This is a genomic window from Mucilaginibacter polytrichastri (assembly GCF_001911425.1).
Classification (GTDB): domain Bacteria; phylum Bacteroidota; class Bacteroidia; order Sphingobacteriales; family Sphingobacteriaceae; genus Mucilaginibacter; species Mucilaginibacter polytrichastri.
Map to the genome: position 1 here is coordinate 1,883,056 of NZ_MPPL01000001.1, position 14,174 is coordinate 1,897,229.

Here is a 14,174-nt window from a genome sequence, read left to right on the forward strand (position 1 = left end):
AGACACCATTAACCACCATCAAGGGCCTGGTTCAGGTTATGCAGAAGATAGTGCCGCCAGATGTGGGTGACAAGTTTAAATCCATCCTGAACAAAACGGGTATCTATATCGATCGGCTAAATAACCTGATCGCAGAACTTTTGGATATGTCCCGTATACAAAGTGGCAACATCGAGTTACACAAAGAATATTTCGATTTTGATAAAATTATTTACGAAACGGTAGATGTCATTCAGACCGCTACAAAATCACATGATATTGTGATAGAAGGAAGAACAGGAGAAAATGTATTGGCAGACGAATCGCATATCATTCAGGTTATCAATAATCTTCTATCAAATGCGATCAAATACTCTCCGGATCAAAAAGCCGTAATTATACATCTGTCCCGCGTAAGCAATTTTCTTAAATTTTCTATTAAGGATGAAGGAGTGGGTATCAATATGGAAGATCAGAAAAAAATATTTGACCGTTTTTTCCGAGTTGGGGAGGTACAGCAAAGGTTTCCGGGTATGGGTATTGGCCTGTACATCTGCGATCAGATTATCAAAAACCATGGCGGGTCTTTATGGGTAGAAAGCGAGCCGGGCAAGGGTTCTACGTTTAATTTCACACTTCCATTAGCACAGAACCATGACAGGAAATAAAAAAATCCTCATCTGTGATGATGATGAGGGAATATTGGACATGCTTGAAATTGTTTTGGAAGACTATGGATATAATGCCATTTCTGTGCGAAATAGTCTTGATTTGTATGACGTAATTGAACGGGAACAGCCTGACCTTCTTTTATTAGACCTTTGGATGCCGGTTTTGTCCGGAGACCAGGTTTTAAAGACGGTACGGAAGAATCCTCAAATAGCTGAATTGCCTGTAATTGTTATCTCAGCAAGCCGGGACGGTGAAAAAATAGCTGTTAACGCGGGTGCAACTGCTTTTATGGCTAAACCTTTTGATATGGATAACCTGATCCAAAAGATCCGGCAATATTTAGTATGACAGGGAAGCAAAGCGCATAAGTTCACTAAAAGGAGATAATGAGCAAGCAAAAAATTCATTGATGCTAATCAGAACTGGGTAAAAATTCTTTTACGGATGCGGCTTAGTGATTGTGGTTTTACCCCAACAAATGAGGCAATATGGTACTGGGAGATCCTTTGCTGTAAATCTGCGTGGTATTTTAAGAATCGTTCGTAACGCAATTCAGGTGTTTCCGCATATAATGCACTGATATCCTGCAACAATTTCACGAAGACCGATTCAATGGCGACCCTGCCAAAACGTTCTCCTCCTTCTACGTTGGCATAGAATAGCTGCAGATCAGCGTGCGAAATCACAAAAACGATACTATCTTCTAAAGCCTGAATGTTTTTTGACGAAGGAATCTGAGGAAGAAAACTTTCATAGTTGCATACAAATTCATTTTCCTGGGAAAAATCGTAGATATTTTCCTCTCCATCCTGATTAATATAAAACCGCATTAACCCCTTTGCCACAAACCCTACATGCTTACAAATCCGCCCTTCTTCTAAAAAGAAGTCGCCCTTTTTATAAGTCTTTTCCTTAAACAAGGATGTCACGATATCGATTTCTGCCGGGCTTAGCGTTATCACGCTTTGTATGCTGTTCAATAAACTTTTTATCATCATAATTTGAACTGGATGAAACCAAAAATACACAACATGTGGGCACGTTGTGTATTAAATTCTGCTTCAAAAAACCATTAGCTGGCCAACCTTAACATTTTAGTTTCTACTTAATAATTTTGTTCCGATCAAAACCTGCCGTATCGTCCGTAAATTGAGGGCTTTTCATGTAGCGTTCGGTCATCCCGTCTACATCAGCATTGTCCGGAAAAGATACAAGGGCGATAACCTGGTTGGCTACACCGGGTGTATTGCCGATCCAAACCCCTTTAACCTCGAAGCCAAATTTTGGAAGGTTTATCCTGTGTTTAGACCAATGGTCTTTAAAATAATGTGCTGCTGTTTCCTTGTCTACAAGGGTATAAATTCTTAATTGTTCCATGATGTTGATTCTTATTTTGATGGTTGTTTTAATTGAGGTTTAGCGGTCAATAACAGTATGCCGATTACCGAACAAATGATAGTCGCTACAATATGCGGTATCGCCTGCTGCACACTAGTATAACTTTTGCTGAGTACAGTAATCATATCGGAAACCGGGATGATGCTTGCTACTGTCAGCATCACGCCCAGGGCCCGGCGTTCCTTCATCAATACCAAAGCACACAACAAGATTCCGGAAAATATATCCCTGATACCTTTGATGTGATGAAAAGAATAGTCGGCATTTGAATTAAAGCGGATGCCGAATGCGGCTGTTGCTACTTGAGGAGAGAAAAAAAAGCGGGCTCCCAAGAACACCATTCCCAGGCCGAGTACAAATGCGATAGCATAAGAAATTTTCGTTGTCATGATATTTTGTTTTTAAATGTTGATACAAAATTATCCCTGCAGCAGCGGGCGTTCATGCACCTGGGTTAACAAATCAATTTTGCTTAGAAATTTTTTATGGTTAAGGCTCGGTGATTGCCAGTTTACATCAACAAATTCCGACAATTAGCCGTCTAAAAGTCGCTAATACCGGGGAATTGCAAGAAAAATGCTGTCTAAAAATTGCAGGAACTTGAGCTAAATGGAATGGAAAAACGCTCTGCAATCCATGCAAAACCGGTCACCGCTGAATATGAACTTACCGCATACGGAAACACACACTCAAGCCTGTTATCAATGTAATTGTATCCGAGGGAAACGAGAACTTCTATTTGGACCGAAAGCTCAGTGATCATTTAGGGGTTATCGTATCTTTGTTTAATGAAACTATTCGGAGCAATTTTAGAAGAAGAGCTGCGGGCCAGCAGCCAGCTGAAGACCCTTGCGGCTGAAACAGTACTGATGCAAACGAATAGTTATATACGCTCCATTCCGGTTGTGCTTTCGGGCAGTATGCGGGTGATGCGCGAGGATGAAGATGGCCGTGAGATCTTACTTTATTACATCAAACCAGGTGAAAGCTGTATCATGTCTTTTTTAGCCGGAATTCACGAAGATACCAGCAAGGTGAGACTGGTCGTAGAAGAAGATGCCGAAGTGCTGATGTTACCCGTTGCTAAAGCCAGTGAATGGATTAAAACATATCCTGAATGGGCGGAATTCATTTTTAAACTTTATCACAAACGTTTCGAGGAACTGCTTGATGTGATCAATGCAGTCGCCTTCCAGAAATTAGATGACCGCATTTTTACCCTGTTAAAAAGAAAAGCAAGTGTTTATGGATCGAATGAGTTCAGCATTACTCATCAACAGCTGGCCGAAGAATTGGGCACTACCCGCGAAGTCGTTTCCCGGTTACTCAAGCAGATGGAAAAACAACAACTCATTACTTTATCCAGAAATAAAATCACATTAAATACTGCTCTGTAACATAGGTCACCAAATTACATATTAGCCGCTCCTACATTTGTTTTATAAATAAAACAAGTGGAAATAGCAGGATATTTAGCAGCAATATTGATAGGTTTATCATTAGGATTGATTGGCGGCGGCGGCTCAATACTAACCGTCCCGATCTTAGTTTACTTTTTCAGGCTCGATCCTGTTATAGCCACAACCTATTCGCTGTTTGTAGTAGGGTTAACCAGCTCGGCAGGCGCGATAAGCCATTACAGAAAAGGTAATGTCAACTTTAAAATAGCTTTTATATTTGGCATCCCGTCATTAATAGCCGTATTTATTATGCGTAAGTGGGTGATGCCTGCTATGCCGCATCATTTGCTCATAATTGGTTCGTTTGAACTCACTAAGCCTGTATTATTAATGCTTGTTTTCGCCGTTTTGATGCAGGCAGCTTCCATTTCTATGATTAGAAAGAGCAAAGAAATTTTAGTTTCCGGTTCTCAATTTAGCTATACCAAATTGGTTATCCAAAGTATTGTAGTTGGCATTATCACCGGTTTTGTAGGTGTAGGTGGTGGGTTTTTAATTATCCCATCATTGGTATTGTTTGCCCTTTTACCGATGAAAAAAGCGGTGGGCACATCCTTAATGGTCATGACCATTAGTTCCCTGCTTGGCGTATTGGGTGATGTAAGCAGTAATGTATCAATAGATTACCATTTTTTAATGCTGTTTTCTGCATTTGCGATAGCTGGAATTATTGCAGGAAGTTATTTGACTAAATACATTGCCGACACTAAATTAAAACCCGCTTTTGGATTGTTCGTATTGTTTATGGGCATTTTTGTTTTGATCACGACTTTAACTAAATAATATGGATTTAATAAGACAACCCTGGCCCTGGTATGTAGCTGGCCCGCTGATCGGCCTGATCGTACCCGCCTTGTTGCTGCTGGGCAATAAGGCCTTCGGTATATCTTCGTCGCTACGGCATATTTGCGCAGCCTGCGTCCCTGCCAATATTTCTTTCTTTAAATACGACTGGAAAAAGGAAAAATGGAATCTTTTTTTTGCAGCCGGAATTATTATAGGCGGCTTTATCGCCACCTCTTTTCTTTCAAATCCGGGGCAGGTTAATATCAATACACATACAACAGCACTGTTACAGCAGGAAGGTGTTAAAGATTTTAGCGGCCTGTTGCCGCAGGATATATTTAGCTTTCGTCAGCTTTTTACCCTTCGTGGATTTGTTTTTATGGTTGTGGGCGGCTTCCTGGTAGGTTTTGGAACTCGGTATGCGGGTGGTTGTACTTCAGGTCATGCCATTATGGGGATATCTTCTTTGCAGTGGCCATCCTTAGTGGCTACCTCTTGTTTTATGATCGGCGGATTTGTAATGACCTGGTTTATTTTACCTTATCTATTAGAGTTATGAAAAATATAAAATTCCTGATTTTGGGTTTGCTTTTCGGTATTATCCTCGTCAAATCACAGGTGATCTCCTGGTTTAGAATACAGGAAATGTTCCGCTTGCAAGCCTTTCATATGTATGGCATTATCGGCAGTGCGATAGTAATTGGCATCATTTCCATCCAACTCATCAAACGGTTTCAGTTAAAGACCATACATGGCGAGCAAACTGTTATCCCTGATAAAACATTCCATTGGGGCAACGTATATGGCGGGTTGATATTTGGCTGTGGCTGGGCGATCACCGGTGCGTGCCCAGGTCCGCTTTTTGCACAGATCGGTAGTGGTGTTTTGGTAACTATTGTGACGCTGCTGAGCGCCATAGCCGGAACCTGGATATATGGTTTAATAAGAGAAAAATTACCTCATTAATTAAAATAGCTAAATGGAGATCGAACAATTTGAAGATAAGAGTTTATCACATTATTCCTATGCGATCTTAAGTGAGTGCTTTAAAGAAATGGTAGTGATAGATCCTGCAAGGGATATTAAGCCTTATTTAGCATTCGCAGAAAAGCATGATGCAACTATAATTGGTGTGATTGAAACACATCCTCACGCTGATTTTGTAAGCGGACATTTAGAATTGCATCAAACAACAGGCGCTACTATTTATTGCGCTGCATTAGTTGGCGCTGTTTATCTGCATCAGGCTTTTGATGACGGTGATGTGATAAATTTGGGCAAAACCACCCTAAAAGCGTTAAACACACCAGGCCATTCTCCCGATAGTGTTTCTGTTGTATTAGAGCACGATGGTAAAGATAAAGCGGTATTTACAGGTGATACTTTATTTATAGGCGATTGCGGCAGGCCTGATCTGCGTGAAAAGGCAGGTAATCTGACCGCTATGCGAGAAGAATTAGCGGCTAAAATGTACCACTCACTGCGGGATAAATTAATGATGCTGAACAACGATGTGATTGTTTACCCAACGCATGGGGCAGGTACACTTTGCGGAAAAGCCTTAAGTGAAGCCAATAGCAGCACTATTGGCGCTGAAAAACTTAGCAACTGGTCTTTGCAAAGTATTACTGAAGCGGAGTTTATAACTAAGCTTTTGCAGGATCAGCCTTTTGTGCCAAAATATTTCCCGTTTGATGTGGAAATAAATAAGCACGGCGCAGGTAACCTGGCACAAGCAATTGCAAATATTCCTGTTGGCCGAGTTACTAAATTAAACAGCAGTATCTACATCATTGATACACGGGCTGAAAAAGAATTTAAAAAAGGGCATCTCCCGCTATCTATCAACCTGCAAAATGGCGACAAATTTGAAACCTGGCTGGGAAGCATTGTTGCACCGGAAGAGGCTTTCTACCTGGTTGCAGAAAATGAGGAAATACTTGCAAGCCTGATTTTGCGCTGCGGAAAAATTGGGTATGAGCATTTTATTGAGCGGGCATTTGTTTTTCAGGCAGGAACTGAAGTGATGGATGCCTTTGACATAGATTGGTTTTTAATGAAAAAAACGGATTATACTATCGTTGACATTAGGAATAACGGAGAAGTAAAGGAACATCCGATATTTGAAAATGCGATTAATATACCCCTGCCGGAACTGCGGGAGAGATTGTCTGAAATACCGTTTAATAAACCAATTGTTATACATTGTGCCGGTGGTTATCGTAGCGCCGCAGGCAGCAGCATACTGCAATCTGTTTTTGCAGAACAAACAAAAGTTTATGATTTCGGGGTAGCCATTAAAACACTATTAAAATAGCGCAAAATGAACGCAAGGTGTAGATAGGTAACGACGGAGATGCTCAATATTTAATTGCTTTTTCCCTTGTGAACCACACAAGAGAACAGTATAGAATATTTGTGGGATCTTTAGCAAACGTATAATGTTGAATTTCCTGGCTTCAATCCTGGCTAGTTCATCTTTAGTTAAGTACTCCCGTTCTACCTTATTAAACTTCAACTGGTAAGCATGGAAAGGGTCCATCATCTGCGTTTTGCTTTGAATACTCCACCACAACTGGCGCAACAGGGGCGATAGCCTGGTATTGCAGCTGGTAAATTGGCCTGGCCTGGCTGTAATAGCCATTGATGCAAATGTAATAAGATATGATGGCCAGCGCTGCGTAGCTATACCAATCAGTTTTATAAGTTATTCCACCATTGATAACTTCCAGGATCTTGAATGCAAACAAAATAAAGCGCCTATATTTCCTAAAGATAACTAAACGCTGAAAATTGTGGTTTTAAAACATGGCATTTATTGTAGGTTAAGATTTTATGGGTAGCTGGGCATTTAAGTAAATAGTGAATTTGCGTAGTTTTAAAATGGCGATACCATTTACATCGTATCCTTCTGCGCTGTGGCATTTCCCATTGTGCGGGATTTAAAAGTAGACCGGAAAGCATTTGATAAGATTATTCAGGCGGATTTATAGTATTTTGAGGCAAGTATTACTGATTCCAAATTTACTTCCGTCGGTGTTTTTTGTTCCTTTCTGTAAAACCACCATTAGTATTAGTTTGGATTGGAGATGTCTACAATGTGGTTGCGGATAATTTGGCGCATCACTTTTTCCTGATCCATCTTTCTCAGGAAACTGTTGAAGTCTGCTCCGGTAGGGAATTCTCTTCGAATCATTTCTTTGCGATGGGCAAAATCATAGATGTCTGTTAGAGTGCATTGCCAACTAGATTGCTCGTCTTGAAGAATTCATCTATTCACTAGAAATCATCTGTAACAAACTAACTGCTTTTGAAAGCTCCATAAACCAAGTTATAAACTTCGTGAAAACTAAGCAAACACAGGCAAAGGTTTTATCCGGGTAAAGCTTAACTTCAACATATTGAAGCTGGTATAAACAGGCTATAATGCCTGCTAATTTTTGTTTCGATTCTTAGAAATTACCTTAGCAGTAGCCAATTCAAGCTTTAAATTTATACCATAACTTACTAATAACATTGGCCCGTCAAGGCATTCTTATAATTTATAATCTTTATTAATTAGTACAATATTATACCAATTAATAATTATTGGTACGTTATTGCATATTTTTGTTATAGAAATTAAATAATGATAAAAGCAGTTATCGGACAATTTAAAAGCTTGTAGCGATGCTAACTGACAGAATAATTTTTAACCATTTATCCGGGTTAGCTGTAATGAGCCGGATGAATTAATAACTAAATAATTGAAAGAAAGTGTAATGATTGTTGATACCAATGGCCGAATGATTGGTACCATGGATAAAATGGCTGCTCATAAAACGGGGATGCTGCATCGTGCCTTCTCTGTTTTTATATTTAACAGTAAAGGACAATTATTGCTGCAGCAAAGGGCTTTGAATAAATACCATTCCGGCGGGCTTTGGACAAATACCTGCTGCAGCCATCCACGCCTAGGCGAGATGACATTAACCGCTGCTCATCGCCGTTTACAGGAAGAAATGGGTATGGATTGCGAACTAACCGAGATGTTTCAATTCAGCTATCGTCATGAATTTGAGAACGGGCTGATTGAGAATGAGTACGACCATGTTTTTATGGGAATTTGCGACCAGTTGCCTGTACCTGAACCTGCTGAAGTGGCGGATTTCAAATATGTAGATGCCGATCAATTAATGTTTGAATTGTTGGAACGGCCGGAGCTATATACTGCCTGGTTGAAAATATGCTTTGAACAGGTGTTGAATATGCGTTATGAAATCTTTTAAAATAAACTTGCTTGTAAATATTTAATTGTGCCGGCTGCTTTTGCCGGTATGGAAGGAGAGGGCTTAGTTAAATGTTGCTCTTGCTACTCCTTTTTAATTTTAAACGGTTTACTCACAATTAAAGAAAATAAGGCGGTTGTTTGGTACAACCGGAACATATACAGAGCTAAGCGCAAAGATGTATCGGCAGCGCAAGATCGGCTCAAAGGACATAATGTTTTATATCACTTAACTTATATTAATAAAATTTCATGACAAATAATGATTCAGTAAACGACTTGACTTTTGAGCAGGTAGTGACCGATCTTGAGCACGAACATTATAATTCTGCCTTTGATACGCCGCTTCGGCCAGACGCATTTGAAATGGACGACGATACCAAAATGAAATTGATTGCCGAACATTTCACCGGGATTATGCAGGTGCTGGGCATGGACCTGGATGATGACAGTTTAAGAGACACCCCAAAACGGGTAGCTAAAATGTATGTGAAGGAAATTTTCAGCGGCCTTAATCCTGCAAATAAACCCAAACCGACTTTGTTCAAAAATCCATTTCAATACAAACAGATGCTGGTGGAAAGGAATATTGCGGTTTTTAGCAACTGTGAGCATCACTTTGTGCCTATAGTGGGCAAAGCTCATGTTGCTTATATCAGTAACGGGCAGGTGATCGGCCTCTCAAAGTTGAACAGAATTGTACAATATTGTTCGCAACGGCCACAGGTACAAGAAAGGCTGACCATGCAGATTGCTAATATGCTGAAAGAAGTATTGGGCACGGAAGATGTAGCGGTTATCATCGATGCGCATCACCACTGTGTATCCAGTCGTGGCATAAGGGATGCAGGCAGCACAACGCTGACCGCCGAGTACAGCGGGCAATTTTTAATTGCAGAAACAAAGAATGAATTTTTTAAATATATCGGGTAATGGATTTTAAAGGTAAAAATATCCTCGTAGTTGGTGGCAGTTCCGGCATTGGTTTATCACTGGTTAAACTGCTTCATCAGCAAAACGCAAATATCTATGTCGTTTCAAGATCAGCATCTCAAGAATGGCCAGGCGATGTTCAGTTTCTAAAACTCGATGTAACCGGAAATCTTGATGCCGTTGAAACATTCCTGCCGCAGCAACTGCATGGCTTGGTTTACTCAGTTGGAAGCATCAATCTAAAGCCTTTTAACAGGCTAACAACAGAGGATTTTTTGAATGATTTTCAGCTGAATGTTTTAGGTGCAGCCAAAATAATCCAGCAAGCTATTAAGCCTATAAAAAATGCCGCAGGTGCATCTATAGTGCTAATCAGTACTGTTGCTGCCAAAACAGGAATGCCTTACCATGCTAGTATAGCCGCTGCTAAAGGCGCAGTAGAGGGTATGGCGCTTTCATTGGCAGCCGAATTCGCTGCGCAACAAATCCGGGTAAACGTAGTGGCACCATCCTTAACAGATACGCCTTTGGCACAAAACCTGCTCAGCACGCCCGAAAAGCGGGAAGCATCAGCCAAACGGCATCCTTTAGGAAAAATAGGACAGCCGGAAGATATTAGCCAGCTGATCGCTTTTTTATTGTCAGACGAAAGCAGCTGGATGACCGGGCAGGTGATCGGTTTGGACGGTGGTTTAGGAAAATTAAAGACAAGTTAATATGGTAAATATAAAAAGTGAACAGATTTATCAGCTGGAAAAAAATTACCGGATAAGCCTGATCAATAGTTTGATCGGTTATCGCTCGTTGAATTTATTGGGCACAACCAGTAATGACGGCATCTCTAATTTGTGTATCATTAGTTCTACGTTTCACCTGGGTGCAAACCCACCGTTGATTGGATTGGTGATAAGGCCTGAACGGGAGCATAATGATACCTTGCGCAATATTAAAGCAACGGGGCAGTACACCCTGAATAATATATTACCCGAATGGTATATGCAGGCCCATCAAACCAGTGCCAGCTACCCTTCCGGCGTATCTGAGTTTGATAGCTGCGGTTTTCATAAACAATACGTTAAAGATTTCAAGGCGCCTTTTGTTGAAGAATCTAACGTTCGTATCGGCTTAGAGCTACGCGAGGTTATAGATCTCGATATTAACGGCACAACCATCGTTATCGGGGAGATTGTTCACATAATAACTGAAGATACATTGATAGCTGAGGACGGTACAATAGACCACAGTAAAGCAAAAACCATAACAGTGGCGGGGTTAGATACCTATTTTCTTCCGCATCCTATAGGGCAACTGGCTTATGCCAAGCCGGGTATTGAACCTCATTTAAAGCAAAATGATACTAAAGCCAATGTTTAGTTTATGAATAAAGATGCAGAGGTTATTATTATTGGTGCGGGTTTGGCCGGCTTAACAGCCGCCAAAGTATTAAAAGCTGCAGGAAAATCGGTATTGGTATTGGAAGCCTCTGATGGAGTGGGTGGCAGAGTGAGAACAGATGAAGTAGATGGCTATCTGCTCGACCGTGGGTTCCAGGTTTTCTTAACGGCTTATCCCGAAGCCCAAAGCCTTTTAGATTATAAGGCACTCGAACTTTGCAAATTTGATCCTGGTGCCTTGATCCTGAATATGGACGGCGTCACCAAACTTGGCGATCCGTTAAGGCAGCCGGGTTCGCTGGTGAGTACTTTATTTTCGTCTGCGGCTACATTTTCTGATAAAATGCGGATGCTGCGTTTAAAACTTAAATTATCCGGCAAAACTATAGAAGAGATTTTTTCTGACCAGGAGATCACGACAACAGAGTATCTTAAAAGAGAGGGCTTTAGCGGAAGGATTATGAATCAGTTTTTCCGGCCTTTTATGACCGGCATCTATCTGGAAAATCAGCTAAGCACATCGAGCCGCATGTTTGAGTTTGTATTTAAAATGTTCAGCGAAGGTGACGCAGCTATACCTGCTAAAGGGATGGGCATGATTCCAAAACAGTTGGCAGAATGCCTGTCGCCGCATGAACTCTTATTTCATCAAAATGTATCATCAGTAGAAAATGGCGCTGTAACCACAGCAGGCGGAGTAACTTATAATGCTGATTTTGTTTTGATAGCAACTGATCCTTTAGGTTCACCTTCCGGTTATGCAAATGCCGTGATTAAGTATCATTCCGTTAGTAATATGTATTTTACTGCAGAGCGAAGACCCTTTGAAAGTCCGCTGATTGCTTTAAATACTTTAGCAGGAAAATTGGTGAATAATATTGCGGTTATGGATCGTATTGCACCTGCCTACGCTACAAATAGTGCCTTGATCTCCCTTTCACTTATCGGTGATCATTCAAAAATGAACGAAACAGATTTACAGAAAAATGTAATTACGGAATTAAAATTCTGGTACCCCGAAGCAGTAAAATGGAAGCATTTAAAAACTTACCATATCAAATATGCCCTGCCCGATGATGACCGGGTATCTAATGAGCCAGATTATAAAGCTATGCGGTTAAATACCTGGTGTTTTGTTTGTGGTGACCATTTGATGAATGGCTCGATCAATGCAGCTATGAAAAGTGGAAGACTGGCCGCAGAAGCCATAATAAATAGCATGCGTAATGATTAACAACAACTATAGCAATGAATTTTTAGATATTAAACGCTTGTCGGGCGATCTGCAGGCGGATGAGTTTATACTGCACGTTTTTGCAGATGCAGAAAAGAAAAAGCAATTAATGCAGTGGATGGCTGGAGAATCCAGTGTCGAACATTTAAATCTTTTACAAACTGCCTTTCCGGGGTTTGCATTTATTGATAATGCTAGGGATTTGCCTTCATGGGCTCAGCCCCACTTAATGAAAGCGGGGGCTGTGTTTTATGCCAGGCATTCAGAAATAATTATGAGCTTGCTTGGCTTGCTGTCATTACCTTATTGTTATACCGCCGCTAATGGTGCTATGGTTTTGTATTTATCAGAATTGATACGCAAGCAAACTACCAAACGGCTATATGACACGGCCGTTTTTGTTTGGGAAGTTATGGGGCCGGATGCCTTTGGCAAAAATGGCAATGCTTACGAAGAAATATTAAAAGTGCGCATTATGCACGCGGCCGTTCGTTATTATACCCAACAAGGTGGCAAATGGAATGATACCTGGGGATTACCCATCAATCAGGAAGATATGGCCGGAACAAATCTTTCATTTTCACTGATCGTAATCCGTGGGTTAAGGATGCTTGGCTTTAGTGTGAGCCAGGCAGATCAGGAAGCGTTTATGCATATCTGGGCAGTTATTGGTTATTTCACAGGGCTCGATAATGACCTTATTCCGGAAAATTCTAAAATGGCGCAGCAACTGGATAGTAAGATCAAACAACGACAGTTCCAAATTTCTACCCATGGACAAGAATTAACCAGATCTTTAACAGATCATATATTGTCGGTTAATAAAAGTAAAGCTACCGCCAATGATATTATGGGTTTAATGCGTTATTTGCTTGGACAAGAGATAGCAGATATGCTGGCCATAGCTGCTCCAGATCTGCCAGCTTACAAATTGACGCTTATCAAAACATTGAATTTGCTGAAAAGCTTTAAGCCGCAGGGTGATCCTAAACAAAGCTACCGGGCAGCTTATGCTGCATTCAAAATGCAGAAACCGGAACTCAATAAAAGAAACTAAATTCAAATAACCAGCCATGCCTTTTAACTTTAATAACTCATGAAATCATACCAACTTATTCACCAATTGATAAACCTCGTAGCAGAACAGGAAGCAGAAAACCAGGGCAAGGAAGTTTCCCTTCAGGATTTTACTGGTTTTCTGTTAAACAAGGCCGGTGACCCTATTGGGAGCAATAAGAGTAGTGAAGTGAGGTTTGGCGAGAGCGATAGTGCTGCATTGGATATTGCTTATCAGCTGGATAATAACATTGGCAGGCTATTTGTTTTTATGAGCCGCTATGCCAAATCGTATATAAAAAAGGCATTAGAAGGAACGCCTTTGCAAACAGCAGAAGATTTTACAGCACTGGCCATTTTGCTTACACATACCCATTTATCAAAGAGTGAACTGATTAGCCACAATTTGCAGGAAAAAACATCAGGTACGGAAGTAATCAGGCGCCTGATCGCTTCAGACCTAGTTAGGCAATGGGACGATGTTAAGGATAAACGCAGTAAGCACATTGCCATTACGGATGAGGGTAAGGAATTGCTATATAAAGTTTTTGTGCATACAAGTTATGTAGGCAAGATCATTACCGGTAAACTAACTATTGCCGAAAAATTTACTTTACAATATCTTTTACAGAAACTGGAAAATTTCCATCTCGAACATTACGAAAAAAAAACCATCCTCAGCAGAGAAGATCTCAAAATTCTGGCAGAGGAAATTATACCGGAAAAATAAGTGAATGCCTGGTTGCATATGCCGCCTGACTTGGTACCCAATAATCCTATGCTGGGCTATAATTAAAATACCGAATTATAGCTGCTGCCCTTTTTGTTTTTAATGACGTTATACCGCGCTAAGTTAACTCAATATATATCGATAATATTGATTAATAGCTTGTTTGCAGCGGTTGTTAAAAAATGTTAAAGCATAAAGTTCAATCGGTAACTTCAGATTAGCTACAGAATCTCCGGGTAATATTGTTATTACATAAGGCCTTACA

General features: G+C 40.5%; 20 protein-coding genes. 15 read left to right on the plus strand and 5 right to left on the minus strand.

Annotation, left to right across the window (positions count from 1 at the left end):
- Positions 1-647, plus strand: a 647-nt coding sequence (locus RG47T_RS26665) for a sensor histidine kinase (protein WP_253187503.1), incomplete at its 5' end; no start/stop codon positions are given.
- Complete coding sequence (locus tag RG47T_RS08195; RefSeq protein WP_074488963.1) at positions 634-999, plus strand: response regulator; 366 nt, start codon at positions 634-636, stop codon at positions 997-999. The genes RG47T_RS26665 and RG47T_RS08195, both read left to right, overlap by 14 nt.
- Positions 1,000-1,067: 68 nt before the next feature.
- Here RG47T_RS08195 and RG47T_RS08200 read toward each other — a convergent pair whose 3' ends face one another.
- The 3 genes from RG47T_RS08200 to RG47T_RS08210 form a co-directional block, all read right to left on the minus strand.
- Positions 1,068-1,649: a Crp/Fnr family transcriptional regulator gene (locus tag RG47T_RS08200; RefSeq protein WP_245770864.1), complete on the minus strand. Its 582-nt coding sequence runs from the start codon at positions 1,647-1,649 to the stop codon at positions 1,068-1,070.
- A 103-nt stretch (positions 1,650-1,752) separates the two neighbouring features.
- Entirely contained in the window at positions 1,753-2,028 is a 276-nt protein-coding gene (locus RG47T_RS08205; protein ID WP_074488964.1) for an NIPSNAP family protein, read from the minus strand.
- Positions 2,029-2,039: 11 nt separating this feature from the next.
- Positions 2,040-2,438: a DUF4267 domain-containing protein gene (locus RG47T_RS08210; RefSeq protein ID WP_074488965.1), complete on the minus strand. Its 399-nt coding sequence runs from the start codon at positions 2,436-2,438 to the stop codon at positions 2,040-2,042.
- Between the two features lie 201 nt (positions 2,439-2,639).
- Between RG47T_RS08210 and RG47T_RS27050 the strand changes: the two genes are divergently transcribed.
- The 6 genes from RG47T_RS27050 (at position 2,640) to RG47T_RS08235 (ending at position 6,612) form a co-directional block, all read left to right on the plus strand.
- Positions 2,640-2,759: a winged helix-turn-helix transcriptional regulator gene (locus tag RG47T_RS27050; protein WP_354524624.1), complete on the plus strand. Its 120-nt coding sequence runs from the start codon at positions 2,640-2,642 to the stop codon at positions 2,757-2,759.
- Between the two features lie 78 nt (positions 2,760-2,837).
- Positions 2,838-3,446: a Crp/Fnr family transcriptional regulator gene (locus tag RG47T_RS08215; protein WP_074488966.1), complete on the plus strand. Its 609-nt coding sequence runs from the start codon at positions 2,838-2,840 to the stop codon at positions 3,444-3,446.
- 57 nt (positions 3,447-3,503) lie between these two features.
- Positions 3,504-4,292: a sulfite exporter TauE/SafE family protein gene (locus tag RG47T_RS08220; protein WP_074488967.1), complete on the plus strand. Its 789-nt coding sequence runs from the start codon at positions 3,504-3,506 to the stop codon at positions 4,290-4,292.
- Position 4,293: 1 nt separating this feature from the next.
- Positions 4,294-4,854, plus strand: coding sequence for a YeeE/YedE family protein (locus RG47T_RS08225; RefSeq protein ID WP_074488968.1), 561 nt, complete (start codon positions 4,294-4,296; stop codon positions 4,852-4,854).
- Positions 4,851-5,261 (plus strand): DUF6691 family protein, encoded by a 411-nt coding sequence (locus RG47T_RS08230; RefSeq protein ID WP_083627341.1) that lies wholly within the window; start codon positions 4,851-4,853, stop codon positions 5,259-5,261. Before RG47T_RS08225 ends, RG47T_RS08230 begins: the two co-directional genes overlap by 4 nt.
- 13 nt (positions 5,262-5,274) lie before the next feature.
- The gene (locus tag RG47T_RS08235) at positions 5,275-6,612 is read left to right on the plus strand and encodes an MBL fold metallo-hydrolase (protein WP_074488969.1); all 1,338 of its coding nucleotides are present in this window, start codon (positions 5,275-5,277) and stop codon (positions 6,610-6,612) included.
- Here RG47T_RS08235 and RG47T_RS25695 read toward each other — a convergent pair.
- Positions 6,604-6,939, minus strand: coding sequence for a hypothetical protein (locus RG47T_RS25695; protein ID WP_139235746.1), 336 nt, complete (start codon positions 6,937-6,939; stop codon positions 6,604-6,606). The two genes, RG47T_RS08235 and RG47T_RS25695, sit on opposite strands and share 9 nt — an antisense overlap.
- A gap of 429 nt (positions 6,940-7,368) precedes the next feature.
- Entirely contained in the window at positions 7,369-7,491 is a 123-nt protein-coding gene (locus RG47T_RS26965; RefSeq protein WP_262493263.1) for a hypothetical protein, read from the minus strand.
- A gap of 550 nt (positions 7,492-8,041) precedes the next feature.
- On the opposite strand from RG47T_RS26965, the gene idi reads away from it, so the two are divergent.
- The 7 genes from idi (at position 8,042) to RG47T_RS08280 (ending at position 13,909) form a co-directional block, all read left to right on the plus strand.
- Positions 8,042-8,563 carry an isopentenyl-diphosphate Delta-isomerase gene (idi, locus tag RG47T_RS08245; protein WP_139235747.1) on the plus strand — a complete coding sequence of 174 codons (522 nt, stop codon included), beginning with the start codon at positions 8,042-8,044 and terminating at the stop codon, positions 8,561-8,563.
- A 251-nt stretch (positions 8,564-8,814) separates the two neighbouring features.
- Entirely contained in the window at positions 8,815-9,495 is a 681-nt protein-coding gene (folE, locus tag RG47T_RS08255) for a GTP cyclohydrolase I FolE (RefSeq protein WP_074488973.1), read from the plus strand.
- Complete coding sequence (locus RG47T_RS08260; RefSeq protein ID WP_074488974.1) at positions 9,495-10,211, plus strand: SDR family NAD(P)-dependent oxidoreductase; 717 nt, start codon at positions 9,495-9,497, stop codon at positions 10,209-10,211. The genes folE and RG47T_RS08260 overlap by 1 nt, the downstream gene beginning before the upstream one ends.
- 1 nt (position 10,212) lies before the next feature.
- Positions 10,213-10,869: a flavin reductase family protein gene (locus RG47T_RS08265; protein WP_074488975.1), complete on the plus strand. Its 657-nt coding sequence runs from the start codon at positions 10,213-10,215 to the stop codon at positions 10,867-10,869.
- Positions 10,870-10,872: 3 nt separating this feature from the next.
- Positions 10,873-12,123, plus strand: a complete 1,251-nt coding sequence (locus RG47T_RS08270; protein WP_074488976.1) for an NAD(P)/FAD-dependent oxidoreductase — start codon at positions 10,873-10,875, stop codon at positions 12,121-12,123.
- Positions 12,116-13,180: an oxygenase MpaB family protein gene (locus tag RG47T_RS08275; protein ID WP_074488977.1), complete on the plus strand. Its 1,065-nt coding sequence runs from the start codon at positions 12,116-12,118 to the stop codon at positions 13,178-13,180. The genes RG47T_RS08270 and RG47T_RS08275 overlap by 8 nt, the downstream gene beginning before the upstream one ends.
- Positions 13,181-13,219: 39 nt before the next feature.
- A complete protein-coding gene (locus tag RG47T_RS08280) occupies positions 13,220-13,909 on the plus strand; it encodes a MarR family winged helix-turn-helix transcriptional regulator (protein ID WP_074488978.1) in 690 nt (229 codons plus the stop codon).
- Positions 13,910-14,174: the final 265 nt, after the last annotated feature.

What these genes read in the sequence shown, in the direction of transcription:
- RG47T_RS25695 (WP_139235746.1), bottom strand. Translation starts at nt 6,939, where the DNA reads ATGGCTATTACAGCCAGGCCAGGCCAATTTACCAGCTGCAATACCAGG.
- RG47T_RS08270 (WP_074488976.1), top strand. Translation starts at nt 10,873, where the DNA reads ATGAATAAAGATGCAGAGGTTATTATTATTGGTGCGGGTTTGGCCGGC.
- RG47T_RS08200 (WP_245770864.1), bottom strand. Translation starts at nt 1,649, where the DNA reads ATGATGATAAAAAGTTTATTGAACAGCATACAAAGCGTGATAACGCTA.
- RG47T_RS08260 (WP_074488974.1), top strand. Translation starts at nt 9,495, where the DNA reads ATGGATTTTAAAGGTAAAAATATCCTCGTAGTTGGTGGCAGTTCCGGC.
- folE (WP_074488973.1), top strand. Translation starts at nt 8,815, where the DNA reads ATGACAAATAATGATTCAGTAAACGACTTGACTTTTGAGCAGGTAGTG.
- RG47T_RS08205 (WP_074488964.1), bottom strand. Translation starts at nt 2,028, where the DNA reads ATGGAACAATTAAGAATTTATACCCTTGTAGACAAGGAAACAGCAGCA.
- RG47T_RS08210 (WP_074488965.1), bottom strand. Translation starts at nt 2,438, where the DNA reads ATGACAACGAAAATTTCTTATGCTATCGCATTTGTACTCGGCCTGGGA.
- RG47T_RS26965 (WP_262493263.1), bottom strand. Translation starts at nt 7,491, where the DNA reads ATGATTCGAAGAGAATTCCCTACCGGAGCAGACTTCAACAGTTTCCTG.
- RG47T_RS08230 (WP_083627341.1), top strand. Translation starts at nt 4,851, where the DNA reads ATGAAAAATATAAAATTCCTGATTTTGGGTTTGCTTTTCGGTATTATC.
- RG47T_RS08225 (WP_074488968.1), top strand. Translation starts at nt 4,294, where the DNA reads ATGGATTTAATAAGACAACCCTGGCCCTGGTATGTAGCTGGCCCGCTG.
- RG47T_RS08215 (WP_074488966.1), top strand. Translation starts at nt 2,838, where the DNA reads ATGAAACTATTCGGAGCAATTTTAGAAGAAGAGCTGCGGGCCAGCAGC.
- RG47T_RS08265 (WP_074488975.1), top strand. Translation starts at nt 10,213, where the DNA reads ATGGTAAATATAAAAAGTGAACAGATTTATCAGCTGGAAAAAAATTAC.
- RG47T_RS08235 (WP_074488969.1), top strand. Translation starts at nt 5,275, where the DNA reads ATGGAGATCGAACAATTTGAAGATAAGAGTTTATCACATTATTCCTAT.
- RG47T_RS08280 (WP_074488978.1), top strand. Translation starts at nt 13,220, where the DNA reads ATGAAATCATACCAACTTATTCACCAATTGATAAACCTCGTAGCAGAA.
- RG47T_RS08195 (WP_074488963.1), top strand. Translation starts at nt 634, where the DNA reads ATGACAGGAAATAAAAAAATCCTCATCTGTGATGATGATGAGGGAATA.
- RG47T_RS08275 (WP_074488977.1), top strand. Translation starts at nt 12,116, where the DNA reads ATGATTAACAACAACTATAGCAATGAATTTTTAGATATTAAACGCTTG.